Below are 22,024 nucleotides of genomic sequence, written 5' to 3'. Positions count from 1 at the left end.
CTCCAACTCCCTTGAGGTCTTTGGTGAAAAGCACACGAAAGGGTGATCGCTCACCTCGTCGCAATTGACGCCTTATCGGAAAGAAATGGACTTTCCATGGGGAGTTGTGCACAGGGCCGGTTCCCGACGGGTTCGAAAGGCCGTCACCGGGCCCTGCCGCGCAGGGCCGTGAGCAGATAAGCGCAGAGCAGGACGGTCAGTGACAACGTGAGCGCGCCTCCGACGGGTTGGCCGAGCAGGCGCAGCACGGCGGCCAGATAGCGCTCTCCCCCAAAGGGCCACTGACTCAGGAACACCCCGCGCAGCCGCGTCGGGAGACCGGCCGCGGATCGCACGGATGATCCCTCCCAGACCTTTTGTACGAGCGGCAGGACGAGGATGGGCACGGCGACGACCCCGGCCAGTCCGGCCGTGGTGGAGCGGAAGACTCCGGCCGCCAGCACGCCGGCCCAGGCGCAACCGACCACCAGACCGATCCACCCCGCGCCGAGCGGCAGCCAGTCGGCCGGGACCCGGAGGAGTTCCCGTCCGTAGAACAGGTAGAGCAGTTCGGCGTCGCAGCCCACGGTGAGCACGGCCAGCGCCAGCGCGGAGGCCCCGGAGACGGCGAGCTTGGCGGCGAGCAGCCCCAGCCGGCGGGGCACGGTGCCCCGGTCCGCCGCCAGGGCGGGGTGGCGGAATTCGTCTCCGAAGGCCAGCGCGCCGAGCAGCCCCGCGCCGACCGCGGCGGGCGGCAGCGGCAGTTCCCGGGGCCACGCGGCGAGCAGGCGCGGCTGCGGGGTGTGCCCGACGCGGGCCAGGAGCACGGCGGTCACCGCGGACACCGCGAGCGCGGCGGCAGCGGTGAGGAAGCCGGTGCCGACGCCCGCGGCCCGGCGGATCTCGTAGCGGAGGGGGCGCAGGGGGCTGGGGGCGGACCGGACGGAGATGGGAGGAGGGAGCGGGGGCAGGGGGGAGGAGGGAGGGGCGGGGGCGGGCCCGGGTGCGGCGGGCTCGGCGGGCTTCGCGGAGACGGCGCCGGTGGGGGCGGAAGCCGTGCGCGCGGCAGTGGCGTCCGCTGGGGCGGGAGCAGCCCCGGGCTCGGCGTGGGCACGGGCGGGGGCGGGGGCGGAAGCAGCCCCGGGCGCGTCGGTCCCCGCGGGGTCGGATCCGGAAGCCGCTTCGGGTGCGGCGGGCTCGGCGGAGGCGGGTCCAGAAGCGGCCCCGGGCGCGGCGGGCTGCGCGGAGGCGGCGTCGGTGGGGACGGAAGCCGTGCGCGCGGCGGCGTCCGCGGGGACGGGGCCGGTGCCGGGAACTTCGGGTTCCGAGGGCTCGCGGGCCGGGGGCAGGGTGATACCCGGGGAGGCCGCGACCGGGCGCGCGGTGGCGGGCGCGGGATGCGCGGTGGCGGGCCGAGGGGTTCGCGCCGGGCCGGTGCCGGGACGCCGTTCGACTTCGCCGGGGGTGCCCCGCTCCTGGTTCGCCCGGCCGGACGGCGCCTTGGCGGCGTCGGCCGGCGCGGCGTCGGCCGGCGGTCGCCCGTGGGCTCCGTGCCCGGCCCGGATCTCGTCGGCGGGCGGTTCGGCGCGCCGATCCGCCGCGGGGCAGAGCCCCTGGCCGTCGCCAGGGCCGTCGGTCGCGTGGCCGTGGGTCGCGTGGCCGTCGTGAACGGCGGTCACCCGTGCCGGGGGCTCCGCTCCCGCGCCGGGGCCCATGTCGCCGATCTCGTCGGCGAGTTGGTGCACGAGGATGCCGTGCCGGAAGGCTGTCTCGCCGATGTCCGCGCAGGTACTGCCGTACACGGAGAGGCGGTTGCCGCCCTCGCGCACCACCTCGACGGAACGCCTCGCCGTCCGCGCCTCCTTGGCGAGGAGCGCGGCGAGCCGGGCGGCGTGCGGGCTGCGGACGGCGACGCGGGGACGCAGCCGGGTGCGGGCGAAGTCCGCGGCTTCCTGGTCGGCGACGAGCCTGCCCCGTTCCAGCGTGACGACGCGGTCGGCGGTGCGCGCGGCCTCCTTGGGGTCGGACGTGGTGAACAGGACCGTGCCGCCCTGGGCGGCGTAGGTGCGCAGGGCGTCGTGAAGCCAGCGGGCCTCGCGGGTGGAGAGGCCGTCGGCCGGGGCGTCGAGCACGAGGGTGTGCGGATCGGCGAGCAGGGCGCAGCCGAGGCCGAGCCGGCGGTCCATGCCGCGTGAGAGCGTGCCGAGGCGCTCGTCGCGCAGGCTCACGAGACCCACCGCCTCCAGGACTTCGTCGGCGCGCCGCGCGGGAACGCCGGCGGCGGCACACAGCATGCGCAGGTGGCCGCGGACCGTGCGGGCCGGGTGCCCCGGCACATCGCCCAGCAGGACGCCGACTTCGCGCGAGGGGTGGGCGATACGGTGCAGGGGGCGGCCCCTGAAGTACGTGACACCGCGGCCCTGTTGCAGTTCGAGCATGAGTCTGAGCGCCGTCGTCTTGCCGGCGCCCGGTGCTCCGAGCAGCGCGGTCACGCGGCCCGCGGTCGCCTCGAAGGAGACGTCGTCGACGGCGGGCGGAAGCTCTTTGCGGGGGTTGCTGGTCAGTCCGAGGGCCTGGATCACCGCAGCAAGATAGCGCGCTATATCCGATTTTTCGGGCACCCTGGGGCCTGTCTGGCATACAGCGGCCGATCGGGCCGGATCGCCGTCGGCTCCCCCTTCCGTCCCCTCGTCGTCCCCGGGACCCGGGATCACCGGGTGAACCGTGCCGCCGAGGACGGCGTCACGCCTCGGGACGCAGCATCGGAGGGTTGAGGAGGGTGGCTCCCCCGGCGCGGAAGAGCTGGGCCGGCCGGCCGCCCTGGCGTGTGGTCGTACCGCCGGTGGGGACGAGGAAGCCCGGTGTCCCGGTGACCTTGCGATGGAAGTTGCGTGGATCGAGGGCCACGCCCCACACCGCCTCGTAGACCCGGCGCAGCTCGCCGACGGTGAACTCGGGCGGGCAGAACGCCGTGGCGAGCGAGGAGTACTCGATCTTGGAGCGGGCCCGTTCCACCCCGTCGGCCAGGATCTGGGCGTGGTCGAAGGCGAGCGGCGCCACCGGTTCGCCGTCCCGGCCGCGGCCTCCCTGCTCCAGCAGTTCCTCGACCGGCGCCCAGCGCGCGTTGGCGGCGTCGCCGCCCGGTCGCGGTGCGGGAAGGTCGGGGGCGAGGGCGAGGTGGGCGACGCTGACCACGCGCATCCGCGGGTCGCGCTCGGGGTCTCCGTACGAGGCGAGCTGTTCCAGGTGGGCGCCGTTGTCCTCGAGCGGTGCCGCCGGGTCGTGGACGCGCAGTCCGGTCTCCTCGGCCAGCTCGCGCGCCGCCGCCTGGGCCAGGTCCTCGTCGGCCCGTACGAACCCGCCGGGCAGGGCCCAGCGCCCCTGGAACGGCGGCTCGCCCCTGCGCACCGCCAACGCGCACAGGGAATGACGTCGCACGGTCAGTACGACCAGGTCCACAGTGACGGCGAAGGGCGGGAACGCTGACGGGTCGTAGGGCATGCGGCGATCATAGTCGTCTGCCTGACGATAAACACTCCCTTCACCGACCGCTCCCGCGCCCGGCCCGCTCCGCCGCGGCACGCCTGTCACCGTCCGCCCGTCAGACGTGCGTGGTGTCGCGTCATACGAGGTCACGACCTCAGCAGGAGTCCGCCGGCCGCCTCTTCGACCATGGCCAGGCCGAGCCGGCTCACCCGTACGGAGAAGGGCGCGCCCGCGACCCGCAGTCCCGTGAGCCCGATCTCGCCCAGGGGCGCGCCGCGCACGGGGCACAGGGTGACCGTCCCGGCCGGGGCGTCGGGGCGGATGCCCGCGAGCGCGGTCAGCAGCAGTACGGCGGCGGCCGCGGACGTGGCCGCGGGACGGCAGGCCGCGGGATGGGGCAGCGGTGCGCCGCCGTCCGTGCGCTGCTCCCCCGCGTACATCTCCGGCAGCCGGTGGCCGAAGACGTCCGCCGCGGCCAGTACGCCCCGCAGCAGCGCACTCCCCTCTCGCTCATGACCGGCGGCGAACAGGCCCGCGACCGCGACCGCCGTCTCCTGGACGCGGACCGCCCCCGCCCGGTGGCCGAACGGGTTGTGACCCGGTTCCTTCGCGCCGAGGCCGCGCAGTCCCCAGCCCGTGTCCATCGCCGGGCCGCTCAGGAGCCGGGCGAGGCGGCCCGTCCGGGCCTTGTCGAGGAGGCCCGGCGCCTGCTCGCCACCGCCGAGCAGCCCGGTGTCCAGCAGATGGGCGGCTGCCGCGCCCAGGTGCGGCACGAGCCGTCCGTCCGGGGTCCGGGCCGCCGCCGGGCGGCCCCCCGAGGGGTCGTCGGTCCAGAAGTCCCGCCGGAACGCCGTCCGCAGGTGCTGGGCCCACTGCCGCAGCTCCTCCGCCCCGGGTCTGCCGCAGGAGTCGAGGAGATCGGCGCCGAGCAGGGCGGCGCGGTGGGCGTGGGCCTGTGTCTCACAGCGGACGGGGCCGTCGGGGCGCGGATCGGGTACGTACGGGCCGTCGCCCACGGTGGCCCGCAGCCAGTCCAGACAGCGCTCGGCCGCCGGAAGCAATTGCTCCGTCTCCGTCTCGGAGAGCCCCCAGCGCCGGGCCTCCGCGAGGACGACGGGGAAGAGCAGGGTCGCTTCGGTGCCGGAGCAGCCGGGTGGCAGATGCGGGCCGGCGTCCCGCCGAGGTCCGGGGATCACGCCGGACCGGGGCCCCGGAGCCGAGAGCTGGACGCGGGCGAGGATGCGCAGTGTGCCCGCGGCGAGGCGGGTGCCCAGGGGCAGCGTCATCCGGGCCGCGGCGAGCGCCTCCGCGGGGGCCAGTCCGCAGCGCCAGGGCGCCCCGGCCGCGAGGTGCAGGTCGGCCGGGTAGGCGGGATCGCGCAGCAGCAGGGCCTGGAGGTCGTCGAGGCTCGTCCGCAGGAGTGCGGGGACCCGGGCGTCGTCACCCGCCGCGGCGGCGGGTGACGGCCAGCCGGTCGCCGTGCGGCCCACCGCTCGCAGCGGCCCCGCGCCCTCCGGGCGCACGCGCAGTTCCAGGCTCGTGCTCCCGCCGGGGGGCAGTTCCACCTCCCACCGCAGCACTCCCGCGCAGGCCAGCGCGTCGGCCGGCGGCGGATCGGCCGTGACCACCGAGGTGCCGGCGCGGCCGGCCCACCGCAGCCCGGCGGCATGGACGTCGGCGGGCAGCTCGGGTCCCGCACGGCCCGAGGCGATCGCCCCGAGATCGGCCAGATCGGTGCCGAGGGCCACCTCGACCGGCAGGCGCAGCGGACGGGAGGCGCGGCTGTGCAGCGTGATCCGTTCCGTACCGTCCGCGTGCCGGATACGTTCGACCGTCAGGTCGGGGTCGGGCCCGGGCGGGGCCGATATGCGGAGCGTTCCCACGAAACGAGCGCGGTCGGCACCGGCCATCCGGGCCTGTACTTCGAGGGGTTCACGCCCGGCCACCCGGAGGAGGCACCGGGAGAGCAGGCGCCGTCCCCCGCGGTAGTACCCCTCCAGCCCCCGGCCGGTCAGCTGTCCCTGCCCCAGGGAGACGGCGAGGCCCGGCAGGGCGACGCAGACGAGGGCGGTGTGGGTGGGCGGCAGCTCGGCGAGCGGCCCGGGAGCCGGCGGCGTCGGCCCGTCCGGCGTCCGGGCGGGAGCCGGGACACCGCCCGGGGCGGCGGCCGGGCGCGGGCTCCGGCTCCTGCCGCCGGATGTCCCGGGCACCGGGGAGCGGGGCGGTTCCGTCACCGCGGCCGGGGGCGGGGCTCCGCGCCGGTCCGGAGCCCTGGGCGGCGTCGCGCCGATCCTGGGCGCGGACACGGCCGAGCTCTCGTGGGAGGGCGAACCGGGGGCAGGCGGGGAGGCCCGGCCCGAGTCGGGGCCGGCGTCGGTGGCGGAGGGCGGAGTCGGCTGGTGCATGGAGGGCTTCCTCTGCGCTTTGGTACGCCTCGGGTACGGCGCCGTACGGGAGTGGCGAGGTCGGCGGACGGGGCGGCGCGGCCTCATGGCGCGTCCGGGCCTTCCGCCTTTCAGGTGAACGGAACGGGCGTCCCCCGGGTCACGCCCGCGGTCCCGGCGGCGCCGCCGGGCGATCGCCCCGGCCCTCTCACCAAGGCCGAGGGCCGCGCCTCACCCGGCCCCGGGGATCGGCACCGCGCGGGGAAGCGGATCGGGAAGCGGACGCCCTGGCCGGCTTCGGGACGTCCCTCACTCCTTCCGCTCGGTGCCGCTGCCGTCCGCGCCCGCGTCACCCCGGCGCCTGTCCCGGCGCGGCCCTCCCGTCCCTCGCGGGCCTCCCGTCCCGGCCGTACGCGTACGCGCGGTCGTGGTCCGGGCGCCCCCCGGGCGGCGGCCGCCCGACGGGGTACGGGGACGCGCGCCGTCCGCCCCGGTGTCGCGGCCCCGCGCCCTCACCCGCCGCACGGTGCCGTCGGACGCGGCGGCCGAACGCGTACGACGCCGGCGCTCCGGCACTGCCTCCAGGGCGGGCACGGGGACCGTCACCGGCGTGGGGTCGGGGGCGGGGGCGAGGCCAAGGGCATCGGCGCGGTCGGGCCCAGGCGTGGGGTGGGTCACAGGCGTGGGCTCCGAGGCGGTGACGGGGTCGGGCGCGGACGCGAGGTTCGGCGCAGACACGGGTCCGGGCACGGGCGTGTGCTCCGGGGCAGGCGCGGGGTCGAGCACGGAGGCGGGGTCCTCGGGCGCGAGGGCCCCGGGCGCGGGTGCGTGGGCCTGCGCGGGCATGGGCGCGGGCATGGGCGCGGGTGCGAGGACATCGGGCGCGGGCACCCGGTCCGGCCCCGACTCGGGCTTGGGTTCGGGATCGGGACCGGACTCGGCGGCCTGGTGCTCCGCCGGCCTGCCGGTGTCCGCCCGCGATCGCGCGGCGCCGGCGGTGTCGCCGCGGTCGCCGCGCTCCGCGCGCAGGCAGCGCCGCACCGATTCCGGATCGAGGCCCTCGTTGCACGCCTGATGCAGTAGACGTGCGAACAGGTAGTCCGGGTCCGCGCCCAAGGCCATGGCCAACGCCTCCCGGGCCTCGATCTCGTCACCGGTGGACCACGCGACCCAGCCGGCCAGCGTGAGGGGCGCGGCGGCGTGCTCGCCGTACGACCCGACGCAGCGCCGGGCCAGCGCCCGCCACAGCCGGAGGGCGGGTCCCGCCTCGTCGCCCTCCATCCACTCGGCCGCGCGGTCGCGCGTCGTACGGTCTTGCAGGCCGAGGATCAGCCTGGCGGCCTCGTCATGGGCGAGCAGTTCGTCATCGCGGGCGTCCGCCGTGACCGCTCCGGTCACGGCCCGGGCCGCGGCCAGACGGCCCATGACCCGCGCCGCCAGCGCCAGTGTCTCCTCGGCCACGTCCGCGCGGCTCGCCTGGTCGAGCATCCTCGGGACCAGCGTCATGCCGGCCACGTCCAGGGCGGCCTCCTGGTCGAGGGCGGCGGAGTTCTCCCGGGGCAGCAGCCTGCCGCGCAGTTCGCTCAGTGATCCGCGCACCTGGATCCCGGCGTAGGTCGCGGCGGCGGCCAGCACCGACGTGCCCGGCAGGCCCATCGGGGTGCCCTCGACCGGGCAGCAGGCCCCGCCGACGCAGCAGTAGGACCAGAAGCGGCCGTCGGAGATGCACAGCGCCTCGATCACCGGGACGTCGAGGGCGCCGCACTCGACGCGCAGCTTCTGCACCAGTGGCCGCAGGCGTTCCATCACGTCGCGTCCCGACCGGCCCGGGGGCGGTTCCTGGCAGACGTAGGCGACCATCTGCCCCGGCCGGGCCCCTCGGCGTTCGCTGCCGGTGATCAGCCCGTGGACCAGCTGCCGGGCTGCGGACGGCCAGTCGTCCGGGCTCGCGGGAATGCCCAGCCGGGCCCTGCCGCCGAAGCGGCCGCGTCCGTCCCGGTCGTGCAGGGCGACCAGGACGATGCTGTCCTCCGGGCGGTACCCGAGCAGATAGGGCAGGGCATCCGCCAGTTCGGCCGGAGTGCGGAGGGTGACCTCGTGTTCGGCGCCGTGTCCGACGTACGCGGTGCACGCGACCTGATCCGCCCGGTGTGGCCCGGCGATGCCGTCGTTGTCGGAGGGGCCCGTCGTTTCGCTGTGGTTCGTCATGCGCCGACGATCTCGCGGATCGCCGGCTTCCGCTTTGACCTGTGGATAAGTCCGATCAGGGGCATGCCAACGCTGCGTCCGGTAGGACGCGGACGCGGATGCCCGCGGGATGTCACACCCGCCGTTGCCCGCAGGACACGGACGCCCGCCGTTCCCGGCCGCACGACCGCGCCCGGCCGGAGACCGCGCCCGCGGTCTCCGGTTGTCAGTCCCGTCCTGTTGTATGGAACGCATGGAGCACACGAGCAACGCGGACCTCCGGACCGCCGCCGACGCCGTCCTCGCCCGCCTCGTCGGGGACCCCTCGGGCGCGGCCCGACTGCGCGAGGACCAGTGGCGGGCGATCGAGGCGCTGGTCGCCGACCGGCGCCGGGCCCTGGTCGTGCAGCGCACGGGCTGGGGCAAGTCCGCGGTGTACTTCGTGGCGACGGCCCTGCTGCGCGCCCGGGGCGGCGGCCCGACCGTGATCGTCTCCCCGCTGCTCGCGCTGATGCGCAACCAGGTGGAGGCCGCGGCCCGCGCCGGGATCCACGCGCGGACCATCAACTCCTCCAACACCGAGGAGTGGGACACGGTGCAGAGCGAGATCGCGGCGGGCGAGGTCGATGTCCTCCTGGTGAGCCCGGAGCGGCTGAACAACCCGGACTTCCGCGACCAGGTGCTGCCCAAGCTCGCCGCCGCCACCGGACTGCTGGTGGTGGACGAGGCCCACTGCATCTCCGACTGGGGCCACGACTTCCGCCCGGACTACCGGCGGCTGCGGACGATGCTCGCCGACCTCCCGCCGGGCGTGCCGGTGCTCGCGACGACCGCCACCGCCAACGCGCGCGTCACGGCCGACGTGGCGGAGCAGCTCGGCACCGGGGGCACCTCGGACGCCTTGGTGCTGCGCGGCCCGCTGGACCGGGAGAGCCTCAGTCTGAACGTGCTGCGGCTGCCGGACGCCGCGCACCGGCTCGCCTGGCTCGCCGACCACCTCCACGACCTTCCGGGCTCCGGGATCGTCTACACGCTCACCGTGGCCGCCGCCGAGGAGGTCACGGCCTTTCTGCGGCAGCGCGGTCACACCGTGGCCTCCTACACCGGCAAGACGGAGAACGCCGACCGGCAGCAGGCCGAGGACGATCTGCTCGCCAACCGGGTCAAGGCCCTGGTCGCCACCTCCGCGCTCGGCATGGGATTCGACAAGCCCGATCTGGGCTTCGTCGTGCACCTCGGCTCGCCCTCCTCCCCCATCGCCTACTACCAGCAGGTGGGCCGCGCGGGACGCGGTGTCGAGCACGCCGAGGTGCTGCTCCTGCCCGGCCGGGAGGACGAGGCGATCTGGGAGTACTTCGCCTCCCTGGCCTTCCCGCCGGAGGAACTGGTGCGCCGCACGCTGGACGTCCTCGCGCGCGCGGAGGGCCCCATGTCGCTGCCCGCCCTGGAGCCCTTGGTGGAGCTGCGCCGCTCCCGCCTGGAAGCCATGCTCAAGGTGCTCGATGTGGACGGGGCGGTCAAGCGCGTCAGGGGCGGCTGGACCGCGACCGGCCGGCCCTGGACCTACGACGCCGAGCGGTACGACTGGGTCGCGCGGCAGCGGAAGGCGGAACAGCAGGCGATGCGCGAGTACGCGTCCACGACGGGCTGCCGCATGGAGTTCCTGCAACGCCAGCTCGACGACACGGCCGCCAGGCCCTGCGGCCGCTGCGACAACTGCGCCGGCCCGCGGTTCACCGCGGACACGTCCGCCGAGGCGCTGGACGCCGCCCGCGGCGATCTGGGCCGGGCCGGTGTCGAGGTGGAGCCGCGCCGCATGTGGCCGACCGGGCTCCCCGCGGTCGGTGTCGACCTCAAGGGACGTATCCCTGCCGGTGAGCAGGCGGCTCCGGGCCGGGCCCTGGGGCGGCTGTCCGACATCGGCTGGGGCAATCGGCTGCGGCCGATGCTGGCTCCCCAGGCTCCGGACGGGCCGGTGCCCGAGGATGTGGCGAAGGCCGTCGTGCATGTCCTGGCCGACTGGGCCAAGGGACCCGGCGGCTGGGCCTCCGGCGCGGCGGACGCGCCCCCGCGTCCCGTCGGCGTGGTGACCGTGGCCTCGCGCACCCGCCCGCGACTGGTCGGCTCACTCGGAGCGCACATCGCCGAGGTCGGCCGCCTGCCGCTGCTGGGCTGTGTCGAGTACACGGCTGACGCGCCCCGCGTGTCCCGCAGCAACAGCGCCCAGCGTCTCAAGGCCCTCACCGGAGCGCTGACGGTGCCGCCCGCGCTCGCCACCGCGCTCGCCGGCCTGCGGGGGCCGGTCCTCCTCGTGGACGACTTCACCGAGACCGGCTGGACCCTCGCCGTGGCGGCACGGATGCTCCGCCGCGCCGGCGCACCGGGGGTGCTGCCCCTGGTGCTGGCCGTACAGGGGTGAGTCCGCGACGGTCGCGTCCGGGGGCGCCCCCGGACGCGACTCCGTACCCGTACGCGCCCGGAGATCGCGTCCAGCACCCCGTACCACCCGCCGGTGACCCGTGCCCCGGGCAGCGCTCCCTCACCTCGCTCCCCCGCTTCATACATGCTTCGTACAGCGATGACCTGGGTAGGGATATATAACCTGCATCGCCCGATTCCGGTCGACGGTCCTAATTGCTCGTTGCCGCAACCCAGTTCGACAGGAAGAATCGAAGTCCGCTCCCCGCACGGCTCGTCCGTGATCAGGCAGGGCTTCACTGCGGTGCGCGCGCTCCCGAATCCGACCTCGCCCGCAGTGTGGGCGCGTAGCCGAAGGGAGGAACGTGACCTTCGGATTCGCTTCGTCCTCGACGGCATCGTTGTCGCCCCCAGCCGCTTCCGCGAACCGTGTGCTGGAACCCGCGGAGTGGGCTGCCGCCGGAATCCCCCTGTTGCGCAATCCCCGGGAGGTCGTCAGCGGACTGCACGCCCGGCACCACCCGAAGCCGGCCACCGCGATCGTGGCCGTGCTCGACCCGGACGAACGACTGCGCGCCAGCGCCTCGTTCGCCGCCCGCCCGGCCCCGGCCGACGGATGGATGCTGCGCAACGTGCTGCTCTCCCAGCTCCGCCGGGTCATCCCGCACGACTTGCGGCGCCGTACGCCCGTGCGCACCGCCGTACTGCTCTACTGCCGTGAGGGCGAGGGGCGTTGGACGGAGGAGGACGGCGCGTGGATGTGGGGCCTGCGAGACGCGTGCACGCTGCACGGGCTGCGCTGCGGGGCGTACATCACACTGACCGGGGAGGGCTGGCGGGTTCTCAGTGAGGGCCGCGGCGGCCGTCGCCCCAACGCGAGGTCCGCACCGGAGCCGCTCGCCCTGTCGACGGCACCGCCCCCGCCGCCGCGCGCCGGGGGCGCCTCGTCGGAGGTTCTGCGCGCCACCGCCCGCTGAGCCGTTCCGGCCGCGACTCGCCGGCGGGCGCACGGCGTCGGCCCTCGCAGACGAAGGACACGCGAGGCAGGCAAGGCAGGCAAGGCAGGCAAGGCAGGCAAGGCAAGCACGGTACACAAGACGCGCGCGAGACACGCCGGGTACGGCGGCCCGTACCGTCGGCGCCAGGCGTCCGTACCGCGACCGCCGGGAGACCGGCGCCTCGGCCCCGCCCGGAGAACCTCCGGGCGGCCGGGCACGCCCGGCGACGCCGGGCACCGCCCCCTGCGCGGCACGGGCCTGCGCACGCCCCGCCACCGGCCCGGCGCACACCGGGCGAACCCCCCTTCGGGTTCGCCCCGGCGTCACGCCGTACCGTCCTCCCGGACGCGGCGGAGCCGGCTCAGACGCCCGCGCCCAGCGCCGCGTTGATCCGCTGCGGATCACCGCAGACGATCAGCAGGCCGCCGGCCCGGGAGTGGGCCAACGACAGGGCGGTGGCGGCCGCGGCCTCGGAACCGCCGTTGAGCGCGACCACGACCACGGGCCGCGGGGCGGCTCGCTCCGCGACGGCGGCGTCCGCGTAGAAGACGTCGTCGCCGGCGTCGTGCTGCGCCCAGTAGGCGGCCTCGCCGAAGGACAGTTCGTGAGCGGCCCACGGGTGCGGTTCACCGGTGGTGATCACCAGTACGTCACCGGGGGCACGGCCGGACTCCAGGAGCAGATCCACGGCCTCTTCGGCCGCGTCCAGGGCACCCGCGGCCGTGGCCGGGACCAACTGGATCTGCGGGGTGGTGGAGGCGGCGGGTGCGGCCGGACCCGATGGTCCGGGCTTGGCCGCCGCATCGCGCGGCGTACGTTGCACCGGCGGCGTGGGCCGGACGGGCCCGGGACGACCGGGACGCGACGGAGCCGCGGGACGGGGGCCGGGAACGGGGCGGGGGGTCGGCGCGACGCGGCCGCTGGCCGGAGTGGCGCGGGGACCCTGGGCACTCTCGTGAATCTGAGGCTCCTCGGGAATGAGAGGCATAAGCTGATGTTTATCAAACGCTGGTGCGGCTCGCGTCAGCGGGTGGCACATACGTACGAGCGGAATCGTCAGAAATCGAAACCGAGCTGGCCCTCGATTTCCGGAACGTTTCCCTCCGCCCAGCTGCGGGCCTTCTTGAGGTGCCGCCACTGGGGCAGCCCATCAAGATACGCCCACGACAACCGGTGGTACGGGGTGGGTCCCCGCTCCGCCAGTGCGGCCTTGTGCACGGGCGACGGATACCCGGCATTGTCCGCGAAACCGAAGTCTGCATGGTCGGCACCCAGTTCGGCCATCATTTTGTCGCGCTGGACCTTGGCGATCACCGAAGCCGCCGCGACCGCCACACACGACCGGTCGCCCTTGATCACCGTACGGACCTTCCAGGGCGTACCGAGATAGTCGTGCTTGCCGTCGAGGATGACCGCGTCGGGGCGGACGGGCAGCGCCTCCAGGGCACGCACGGCCGCCAGGCGCAGCGCGGCCGTCATCCCCAGATCGTCGATCTCCTCCGGGGAGGCGTGCCCCAGCGCGTACGACGTCACCCACTTCCGCAGCTCCTCGGCGAGCGCGGTGCGCCGCTTGACGGTGAGGAGCTTGGAGTCGGTGAGACCCTCCGGGGGACGGCGCAGTCCGGTGACCGCCGCGCAGACGGTGACGGGACCGGCCCACGCGCCGCGCCCCACCTCGTCGACACCGGCAATGACCTTCGCTCCGGTCGTGGCGCGCAGGGAGCGCTCGACGGTGTGAGTAGGTGGTTCGTACGGCATGGCGCCCCTAGGTTACGCCGCCCTGGTCGCCCTTCGACACCCCGGTTCCCCCAGCGCCTTCGCGGGGCTCCGGCGCGGGGTTCGGACACCGTCGCGCCGCAGCGCCGGAATCATCGGCCGGTCGATCATTCCTTCCGGCCCGACATCCGATCATTCGCAATCGCTAATTTACGATTGGTGCGTAATCACACCGGGAATCGCGTCGCGGACGTTACGGATCAGTCGCGTCCGGCCGGACCTCTCCCCGCCAATTCCGGGAGCAATGGGCTACCGGAGCATCCCGGCCGCCAGCTCCGCCACCCCTTCCAAGATCGCGGCATGGAAGCGCTCCACGTACTCGCTGTCGCGGTCGTGAATGATGGATCGCACGACGAGCGAACCAGGGTCAGGCAGAACATCGCCTCACGCGCCCAGAGTGCCCGACGCGGACGGAGAGCCCCGCAAGGCCGCTGTCAGGCCGAGGCCGCCGCCGGCACCCAGTCCGGGAGTCCCTCCGTCCGCTCCGCCCACGCGGCGGGCGGCGCTGCGGCCTGCGCGGAGGCGAGGATCCCGCCGACGATGGCGCACGTGGTGTCCACGTCCCCGCCTGCCTGCGCGGTCGTCCAGAACGCCCGCTCGTAGTCGCCGAGGGCGCGGGCGGCCGACCACAGGGCGAAGGGGACGGTGTCGTGGGCGGTCGTACGGCGTCCGCAGCCCAGTACGGCCGCGACCGTGGTGGCGTCCCCGTAGTCGAGCATGTCGCGAGCGCGTCTGAGTCCCGCGCCCACCGCGCTCTTCCTCGGCACCAGCGCGATCACGCCGTCCAGGAGCGCCTCGGAGCGGGGCGGGCCGTCGGGCGCGGCGGCCAGCGCGGCGGCCGCGGCGACGGCCATGGCGCCGACCACGGCCTCCCGGTGCTGGTGGGTGGGGTAGGCGGAGATCTCCGCCTGGTGGGTCGCCTGCTCGGGATCGTCCGCGTACCAGGCGCCCAGCGGCGCGACGCGCATCGCGGCACCGTTGCCCCAGGAGCCCTGGCCGTTGAAGAGCGCCGCGGAGAGCCGACGCCAGTCGCCGCCCTCGCGCACCAGCCGGAGCAGGCGGTTGACCGCGCGTCCGTAGCCCCGGTCGAGGTCGTGGTGAGCGGCGAAGGACTGGGCCAGCGCGTCCTGGTCGACGCGGTGGTGGGCGGCCAGCACGGCCACCACCGAGCAGGCCATCTCGGTGTCGTCCGTCCACCGCCAGGGCCCCGGCGGCAGCTCGCGGCGCCGCAGCAGCGGGTAGTTCACCGGCGCGAAGAACTGGGAGCCGAGCGCGTCGCCCACCGACAGCCCGCGCAGGCTCGCCAGGGCGCGCTCCAGGCGCCCGGCGGAGAAGGAGTCAGCGGTCATCGCTCTGCCACTCTATCCGGTGATTCCGTACGGTTCCGGATCCCCGCGCCGCGCGAAGGGCCGGTCGAGGGCGTACTTGCCGTCCTCGCCGAGAACGAGCATCCGGAACTCTCCGTTCCCCGGGTTCACCAGGGACTCGAATTCCGCGACCGTCCAGTGGAACCAGCGCATGCAGAACAGCCGCATGGCCAGCCCGTGCGTCACCAGCAGGACGTTCGGCGGGTGGTCGGGGGCCTCGAAGCTGCGCCACAGGCTTTCCAGGAAGCCACCGACCCGGTCGTACACATCGGCGCCGGACTCGCCCTGGGAGAAGCGGTAGAAGAAGTGGCCGTAGGCGTCCCGGTACGCCTGCTCCAGGCGCACGTCCTCGCGTTTCTGCCAGTTGCCCCAGTCCTGCTCGCGCAGCCTCGGCTCCTCGCGGACCCGTATGAGGGCGGGATCGAGGCGGAAGGCGCGCAGCGTCTCGTGCGTCCGGCGGTAGGGGGAGACGTACACGCTGACCCGCTCCCGGCCGAAGATCCCGCGCAGCGTCCTGCCCGCCTCCTCGGCCTGCCGCCGGCCCCGCTCGGTCAGGGCCAGCGCGTGGTCGGGTTCGCGTTCGTACACGGAGGCGTCGGCGTTGCCCGTCGACTCGCCGTGCCGGACAAGGACGATGCGCCGTGGTCGTGCCATGCGGAAACCCTAGACCGGTCGGGGGACGAACGAGCGGGCGAACGAGCCGGTGCGGCGCGGGTCACTCGGTTGCCGGGTGCGGGGCCCTGCCGCGGGCGGCGGCCCTACCGGGCCCGGCCGCCCGCCGGCGTCAGACCGTCCAGGAGGGCTCCAGCTCCACGATGTCGCCCGTCAGGGCGGCGACGTCGGCCTCCGTCTGCGCCCGCAGCGCGAGCCGCTCCACGCGTTCGGTGCGGTACTTGCCGTGCTCGGCGGCCGACCGCCACATCGACAGCACCAGGTACTCGTTCCCCGGCGCCTCGCCGAACAGGCCCCGGACCATGCCGGGCGAACCGGCCATCGCCGGGTTCCAGACCTTCTCCTGCATCAGCACGAAGTGCTCGGCCCGCGCCTCGTGCACGCGGCACAGCGCCACCCGCAGCAGGTCGGCGTCGGAGAAACGCGGCTGGAAGCCGGTCTTCACGTCGAAACGGTGGTCGAACAGCCTGGTCTGGGCGGCCTTGAAGGTCCCCGACTGCGCCGCCGCCAGCCGGTCGTGGGAGCGCGCCATGAAGGAGTCGTAGAAGGCGCGGCTCTCCCAGAAGGAGAAGATGTGCGCCACGTCGGGACGCCCCCGGCTCCAGCCTCCGCCCTGTCCCCGGAACCCCGGCTCCCCCAGAAGCCCCGCCCACTTCCGCTGCCCCCGCTCGAAACCCCGGCGGTCCACCACGGTGCAGCGAATCCACTTGACCAGCACCGCGCCATGGTAAGGCCCCGGCGGGTGGCACAGGTCACGCTCCGGCGGACCGCTCCCGCGCGGGCCCGGGCGTGGCAGGATGGACGACCGGCCGTGGCTGTCCGGCAGTTGGGGTGGACCGGCAGGGCGGGACCGGGGAAGGGGAAAGGTCTGTGAACGGCCTCAGCAAGGGCATCGGCAAGGTCGAGATCGCGCTGAAGTGGGACCCGAGTCCCGCGGGGCAGCCGCCCGTCGATCTGGACATCGTCGCCGCGACCTACCCGGCGGGCGAGCCGTACGGCGATCCCGCTTATGTGGTGCACTTCGACAGCCGCTCCCCCGACGGCACGATCTACCTCGACCGTGACAGCAGGGACGGCAAGGGCTTCGGCTTCGACGAGGTCATGACGCTGGAGCTGAACCGGCTCGACGCCCGCTACGCGCGCGTGGTGGCCGGCGTCGTCATCCAGCAGCGCCCCGGACGGCGTACGTTCGCCGACGTGCCCCGTCCCGGACTCCGCATCCGTGAGGGCTACACCGAGCTGGCCCAGGACGACTTCGCGGGGGTCCTCGGGGCGACGGCGGCCTCGGTGGCGGAGTTCGTGCGCGACGCCACCGGTGTATGGGAGTTCCGCGGCGGCGTCCACGGTTTCGACGGCGACCCCGCCACGTTCACCGGCACCATGGGCACCGTGCGGCGGTCCTGACGGCGGGCCCGCCCGGGCGTACCGCGACAGCGCGAAGGGCGCCGGTTACCGCCGGCGCCCTTCGTCTTACCGTGCGTCACCCGCCGGTCCGGCCGCCCGGGGCATCCACGCCCCCGGGCGGCCGTCCGGGGTCAGCTGCACCCGCTGGTCGAGCCGCAGCCCTCGCAGATGTAGCAGGAACCGGCCCGCTGCATCTTGGTACCGCAGGAGAAGCACAGCGGGGCGTCGGCCTGGATGCCCAGCTGCATCTCCACCAGTTCCGCGCTGGTGTGGGCCTGCTTCGGCGCGGGCTTGACCACCTCGGACTCGGTCTTCGGCGTGGCGACGGCCTTCAGCTCCTGGGCGCGCGGCGCCGACTGGGCCAGGCCCTCGACGTCCATCTCGTCGTCCGCCGGCTCGTACGAGCCGGTCTCCAGGTGGCGCTGACGCTCCTCGGCGGAGTGGATGCCGAGCGCCGAACGCGTCTCGAACGGCAGGAAGTCCAGCGCCAGGCGGCGGAAGATGTAGTCGACGATCGACTGCGCCATCCGCACGTCCGGGTCGTCCGTCATACCGGCCGGCTCGAAGCGCATGTTGGTGAACTTCGAGACGTACGTCTCCAGCGGCACGCCGTACTGAAGGCCGACGGAGACCGCGATGGAGAAGGCGTCCATCATGCCCGCGAGGGTCGAACCCTGCTTGGACATCTTCAGGAAGACCTCGCCCAGACCGTCGTCCGGGTAGGAGTTGGCGGTCATGTAACCCTCGGCACCGCCGACGGTGAAGGACGTGGTGATGCCGGGACGTCCCTTCGGGAGGCGCTTGCGGACCGGGCGGTACTCGACGACCTTCTCGACCTTGGGCTCGGCGGCCGCGGGCTGCTCGTCGGCCTTCTTCTCCTCCGCGACGTCCTTCTTCTTCGCGGAGAGCGGCTGGCCCACCTTGCAGTTGTCGCGGTAGATGGCGAGCGCCTTGACGCCCAGCTTCCAGGCCTCGAAGTAGATCTCCTCGACCTCCTCGACGGTCGCCGTCTCCGGCATGTTGACCGTCTTGGAGATGGCGCCGGAGATCCACGGCTGGATCGCGGCCATCATGCGGACGTGGCCCATCGGGGAGATGGCGCGCTCGCCCATGGCGCAGTCGAACACCTCGTAGTGCTCCTGCTTGAGGCCGGGGGCGTCGATCACGTTGCCGTGCTCGGCGATGTGGGCGACGATCGCCTCGATCTGCTCCTCCTGGTAGCCCAGGCGGCGCAGGGCCTGCGGGACGGTGCCGTTGACGATCTGCATCGAGCCGCCGCCGACCAGCTTCTTGAACTTGACCAGCGCGAGGTCGGGCTCGACACCGGTGGTGTCGCAGGACATCGCCAGGCCGATGGTGCCGGTCGGGGCGAGCACGGACGCCTGGGAATTGCGGAAGCCGTTCTTCTCGCCCAGGCGCAGCACGTCCTGCCATGCCTCGGTGGCGGCGGCCCACACCGGGGTGTCCAGGTCGTCCATGCGGACGGCCGTGCCGTTGGCGTCGGCGTGCTGCTTCATGACGCGCTGGTGGGCGTCGGCGTTGCGGGCGTAGCCGTCGTACGGGCCGACGACCGCAGCGAGCTCGGCGGAGCGGCGGTAGGCCGTGCCGGTCATCAGGGAGGTGATGGCGCCGGCCAGGGCGCGGCCGCCGTCGGAGTCGTAGGCGTGGCCGGTGGCCATCAGCAGGGCGCCGAGGTTGGCGTAGCCGATGCCGAGCTGGCGGAAGGCGCGGGTGTTCTCGCCGATCTTCTGGGTCGGGAAGTCCGCGAAGCAGATCGAGATGTCCATCGCGGTGATGACCAGCTCGACGACCTTCTGGAAGCGCTCGGTCTCGAAGGACTGGTTGCCCTTGCCGTCGTCCTTCAGGAACTTCATCAGGTTCAGCGAGGCCAGGTTGCAGGACGTGTTGTCCAGGTGCATGTACTCGCTGCACGGGTTCGACGCGGTGATCCGGCCGGACTCGGGGCAGGTGTGCCAGTTGTTGATGGTGTCGTCGTACTGGATGCCCGGGTCGGCGCAGGCCCAGGCGGCCTCCGCGATCTTGCGGAAGAGCTGCTTGGCGTCGACCTCCTCGATGACCTCGCCGGTCATGCGGGCGCGCAGGCCGAACTTGCCGCCCTCCTCGACCGCCTTCATGAACTCGTCGTTCACGCGGACCGAGTTGTTGGCGTTCTGGTACTGGACGGACGTGATGTCGTCGCCGCCCAGGTCCATGTCGAAGCCCGCGTCGCGCAGGACGCGGATCTTCTCCTCTTCCTTGACCTTGGTCTCGATGAAGTCCTCGATGTCCGGGTGGTCCACGTCGAGGACGACCATCTTGGCGGCCCGGCGGGTGGCGCCACCGGACTTGATCGTTCCGGCGGAGGCGTCGGCGCCCCGCATGAAGGACACCGGGCCGGAGGCGTTGCCGCCGGAGGACAGCAGCTCCTTGGAGGAGCGGATCCGGGAGAGGTTCAGGCCGGCACCGGAGCCGCCCTTGAAGATCATGCCCTCTTCCTTGTACCAGTCGAGGATCGACTCCATGGAGTCATCGACGGACAGGATGAAGCAGGCGGAGACCTGCTGGGGCTGCTTGGTGCCCACGTTGAACCAGACGGGGCTGTTGAAGCTGAAGATCTGGTGCAGGAGGGCGTAGGCCAGCTCGTGCTCGAAGATCTCCGCGTCGGCGGGCGAGGCGAAGTACTTGTGGTCCTCACCGGCCTTCCGGTACGTCTTCACGATGCGGTCGATCAGCTGCCGAAGGCTGGTCTCGCGCTGCGGGGTGCCGACGGCGCCCCGGAAGTACTTGCTGGTGACGATGTTGACCGCGTTCACCGACCAGAAGTCGGGGAACTCCACGCCGCGCTGCTCGAAGTTGACCGAGCCGTCGCGCCAGTTGGTCATGACGACGTCACGGCGCTCCCAGGCCACCTCGTCGTAGGGGTGGACCCCAGGGGTGGTGTGGATGCGCTCGATACGCAGTCCCTTGCCCGCCTTGGGGCTCTTGGCTCGGGAACTCCGTGCCGGACCGCTCGCCGTCTCTGTCATGCCGCCTCCCATGTACGGGCGAAAACGCCCTGAAGTGCCCCGTTTGTTCCGTGGCACGGTGTTCTGTCTGGTGCCGCGGGCGTCTCTCGCTCGCCCGCGACAGGTCTTCTTCTCGCCGCCGCCCGGCCGGGCCCGCCTCCTCGTACGGTCCCGGCCCGCCGGTCAGTCGGCGGCGCCTGCGGGCTCGGGGACCTGCCCGGTCCCCGTCGGCCCGCGGCCGTCTTCCTGGCTCCCCGCGCCGGCGTCCTTGCCGTCCCCGCCGGGGCGTTCCGCCCGTTCCCTGAGTTCCGCGATCGCGGCCTCGAAGTCCTCCAGCGAGTCGAACGCCCGGTAGACGGACGCGAACCGCAGATAGGCGACGAGGTCCAGCTCCTTCAGCGGGCCGAGTATGGCCAGGCCCACGTCGTGGGTGGTCAGCTCGGCACTGCCGGTGGCCCGCACCGCCTCCTCGACCCGCTGGCCGAGCAGGGCGAGCGCGTCCTCGGTGACGGGCCGCCCCTGACACGCCTTGCGCACCCCGTTGATGATCTTGGTGCGGCTGAAGGGCTCGGTGACCCCGGACCGCTTGATCACCATGAGCGAGCAGGTCTCCACGGTCGTGAAACGACGGGAGCAGTCAGGGCACTGACGGCGCCTGCGGATCGACGTGCCGTCGTCGGTCGTACGGCTGTCGACGACACGGCTGTCGGGGTGCCTGCAGAAGGGGCAGTGCATGAACTCCCAACCCTCCTCACAGCAGACTCAATAGCCCCGATAGACCTCACGGGCCCCTCGAAGCAGCCCCAAGCATAGGCGATCCTCACCGGCCCGAAGACCGGGGGCACCACAACTTCTGGGCCGCAGCGCAAATCCAACCACTAGATGTGGGGATTGGCTCATACATCCGCGTCGTGCGCGCGTGTCGCGTCGGACCGCGTCCGCGCGGTCACGCAGCGCGGCCCTCCCCGCCCGCGGCGGGCGGCCCCGATCCGGCCGGGCCGCCTCGCGCACCCGCCCGCGCGGGCAGGCGGGCACCCCGCGCAGGCGGTGCCGAACACGTCCGGGCGAGCGCGCGCCCACCCCCGGACGCGACCCACGTCACACCGGACACGACCGCCCCGGACCCGACCGGCGCCGGACAGCGGCGCCACTCACGCCGCGCCACCGGACCGGCACGCGACCGGATCCCGGCGTTCCCCCGCCGACGGCCACGGCGCGTCGCCGCCGACGCGTGCGAAGACGGCGTGGGCGCCGCGGGGAGGGAGCGTAGGACTCCCGCAGAGATGGAGGCCGGTACCCGCCCGACGGGGCTCCGGATGGCAGACTGAGGCACACCGCGAAGTGGTCACCCCGGCGGTGAAGAGTACAGCAATGGGTCCTTTTGCCCGCCGGGCACCCGCGGAAGCCATACACCCAGAAACGTGATCACGTCACGCAATCCGCGAATTTTCACTCGAACGTGTGTTTGGCGCAACCTTTCGAAAGCAACTACCGTTGTGCAGCAGGGAGACCATCGAGAGGGGCCGACGTGACCACCACCGCAGACAGCGCCACCATCACTGCCCAGGACCGCTCCCAGGGCCGACTGGAGCCGGTGCACGCGATGAGCGACGCCACGAATCCCGAGGGGCACAAGCGCTCCCTGCCGGGCCGACCTCCAGGCATCCGGGCGGACAGTTCCGGACTCACCGACCGCCAGCGCCGAGTGATCGAAGTCATCAGGGACTCGGTGCAGCGGCGGGGTTACCCGCCGTCGATGCGGGAAATCGGACAGGCGGTCGGTCTCTCCAGCACCTCCTCGGTGGCACACCAGCTGATGGCCCTCGAACGCAAGGGCTTCCTGCGCCGTGACCCGCACCGCCCGCGCGCCTACGAGGTTCGGGGCTCGGACCAGGCCGCCACCGTGCAGCCCACGGACACCGCGGGCAAGCCCGCCGCGTCGTACGTGCCGCTGGTCGGCCGCATCGCCGCCGGTGGCCCGATCCTCGCGGAGGAGTCGGTCGAGGACGTCTTCCCCCTGCCCCGGCAGCTGGTCGGCGACGGCGAGCTGTTCGTCCTGAAGGTGGTCGGCGACTCGATGATCGAGGCCGCCATCTGCGACGGCGACTGGGTCACGGTCCGCCGCCAGCCGGTCGCCGAGAACGGCGACATCGTCGCCGCGATGCTCGACGGCGAGGCCACCGTCAAGCGCTTCAAGCGCGAGGACGGGCATGTCTGGCTCCTGCCGCACAACTCGGCCTACGAGCCGATCCCCGGCGACGACGCGACGATCCTCGGCAAGGTGGTGGCCGTTCTGCGCCGCGTCTGAGCACCGCCGCGGGCGGGCCGCCCCCTCCCGCCGCCCTGAC

15 protein-coding genes are annotated in these 22,024 nt (G+C 73.6%); 4 read left to right on the top strand and 11 right to left on the bottom strand.

Annotated elements, in window-relative coordinates; genetic code table 11:
• Positions 1 to 143: 143 nt before the first annotated feature.
• The 4 genes from AB0L74_RS19910 to AB0L74_RS19895 all read right to left on the bottom strand — a co-directional run bounded on the left by AB0L74_RS19910 (position 144) and on the right by AB0L74_RS19895 (position 8,057).
• Complete coding sequence (locus AB0L74_RS19910) at positions 144 to 2,561, bottom strand: ABC transporter ATP-binding protein (RefSeq protein WP_365653632.1); 2,418 nt, start codon at positions 2,559 to 2,561, stop codon at positions 144 to 146.
• A 160-nt stretch (positions 2,562 to 2,721) separates the two neighbouring features.
• Entirely contained in the window at positions 2,722 to 3,480 is a 759-nt protein-coding gene (locus tag AB0L74_RS19905) for an NUDIX hydrolase (RefSeq protein WP_365653628.1), read from the bottom strand.
• A gap of 131 nt (positions 3,481 to 3,611) precedes the next feature.
• On the bottom strand, positions 3,612 to 5,870 hold the full coding sequence (locus tag AB0L74_RS19900) for a glycogen debranching N-terminal domain-containing protein (RefSeq protein ID WP_365653625.1): 2,259 nt from the start codon (positions 5,868 to 5,870) through the stop codon (positions 3,612 to 3,614).
• 288 nt (positions 5,871 to 6,158) lie between these two features.
• Complete coding sequence (locus AB0L74_RS19895; protein WP_365653623.1) at positions 6,159 to 8,057, bottom strand: DUF4192 family protein; 1,899 nt, start codon at positions 8,055 to 8,057, stop codon at positions 6,159 to 6,161.
• Positions 8,058 to 8,289: 232 nt separating this feature from the next.
• On the opposite strand from AB0L74_RS19895, the gene AB0L74_RS19890 reads away from it, so the two are divergent.
• Both AB0L74_RS19890 and AB0L74_RS19885 read left to right on the top strand, forming a co-directional pair.
• Entirely contained in the window at positions 8,290 to 10,455 is a 2,166-nt protein-coding gene (locus AB0L74_RS19890) for a RecQ family ATP-dependent DNA helicase (protein WP_365653620.1), read from the top strand.
• Between the two features lie 364 nt (positions 10,456 to 10,819).
• The gene (locus tag AB0L74_RS19885; protein WP_365653617.1) at positions 10,820 to 11,431 is read left to right on the top strand and encodes a hypothetical protein; all 612 of its coding nucleotides are present in this window, start codon (positions 10,820 to 10,822) and stop codon (positions 11,429 to 11,431) included.
• 382 nt (positions 11,432 to 11,813) lie between these two features.
• Here the strand turns inward: AB0L74_RS19885 and AB0L74_RS19880 are convergent, their stop codons facing one another.
• The 5 genes from AB0L74_RS19880 to AB0L74_RS19860 all read right to left on the bottom strand — a co-directional run bounded on the left by AB0L74_RS19880 (position 11,814) and on the right by AB0L74_RS19860 (position 15,985).
• Positions 11,814 to 12,440 (bottom strand): hypothetical protein, encoded by a 627-nt coding sequence (locus AB0L74_RS19880; RefSeq protein WP_365653614.1) that lies wholly within the window; start codon positions 12,438 to 12,440, stop codon positions 11,814 to 11,816.
• Between the two features lie 68 nt (positions 12,441 to 12,508).
• A complete protein-coding gene (locus AB0L74_RS19875) occupies positions 12,509 to 13,210 on the bottom strand; it encodes a ribonuclease HII (protein WP_365653611.1) in 702 nt (233 codons plus the stop codon).
• 452 nt (positions 13,211 to 13,662) lie between these two features.
• Positions 13,663 to 14,577, bottom strand: a complete 915-nt coding sequence (locus AB0L74_RS19870; protein WP_365653608.1) for an ADP-ribosylglycohydrolase family protein — start codon at positions 14,575 to 14,577, stop codon at positions 13,663 to 13,665.
• Between the two features lie 12 nt (positions 14,578 to 14,589).
• Positions 14,590 to 15,249, bottom strand: a complete 660-nt coding sequence (locus tag AB0L74_RS19865; RefSeq protein WP_365653606.1) for a histidine phosphatase family protein — start codon at positions 15,247 to 15,249, stop codon at positions 14,590 to 14,592.
• Positions 15,250 to 15,379: 130 nt separating this feature from the next.
• Positions 15,380 to 15,985, bottom strand: a complete 606-nt coding sequence (locus tag AB0L74_RS19860) for a YdbC family protein (protein WP_365653603.1) — start codon at positions 15,983 to 15,985, stop codon at positions 15,380 to 15,382.
• Between the two features lie 152 nt (positions 15,986 to 16,137).
• Between AB0L74_RS19860 and AB0L74_RS19855 the strand changes: the two genes are divergently transcribed.
• Positions 16,138 to 16,671, top strand: a complete 534-nt coding sequence (locus AB0L74_RS19855) for a TerD family protein (RefSeq protein ID WP_365653600.1) — start codon at positions 16,138 to 16,140, stop codon at positions 16,669 to 16,671.
• 131 nt (positions 16,672 to 16,802) lie between these two features.
• Here the strand turns inward: AB0L74_RS19855 and AB0L74_RS19850 are convergent, their stop codons facing one another.
• Both AB0L74_RS19850 and nrdR read right to left on the bottom strand, forming a co-directional pair.
• Positions 16,803 to 19,697: a vitamin B12-dependent ribonucleotide reductase gene (locus AB0L74_RS19850; protein ID WP_365653597.1), complete on the bottom strand. Its 2,895-nt coding sequence runs from the start codon at positions 19,695 to 19,697 to the stop codon at positions 16,803 to 16,805.
• A 162-nt stretch (positions 19,698 to 19,859) separates the two neighbouring features.
• Positions 19,860 to 20,411, bottom strand: a complete 552-nt coding sequence (nrdR, locus tag AB0L74_RS19845) for a transcriptional regulator NrdR (RefSeq protein ID WP_365653594.1) — start codon at positions 20,409 to 20,411, stop codon at positions 19,860 to 19,862.
• 793 nt (positions 20,412 to 21,204) lie between these two features.
• Here nrdR and lexA point away from each other — a divergent pair.
• Complete coding sequence (gene lexA / locus AB0L74_RS19840; RefSeq protein ID WP_365653591.1) at positions 21,205 to 21,984, top strand: transcriptional repressor LexA; 780 nt, start codon at positions 21,205 to 21,207, stop codon at positions 21,982 to 21,984.
• Positions 21,985 to 22,024 lie beyond the last annotated feature (40 nt).

Origin of the sequence: Streptomyces sp. NPDC052020 (genome assembly GCF_040680575.1) — a bacterium.
Taxonomy (GTDB): Bacteria; Actinomycetota; Actinomycetes; order Streptomycetales; family Streptomycetaceae; genus Streptomyces.
This window is presented reverse-complemented; position numbering and strand designations above follow the sequence as displayed.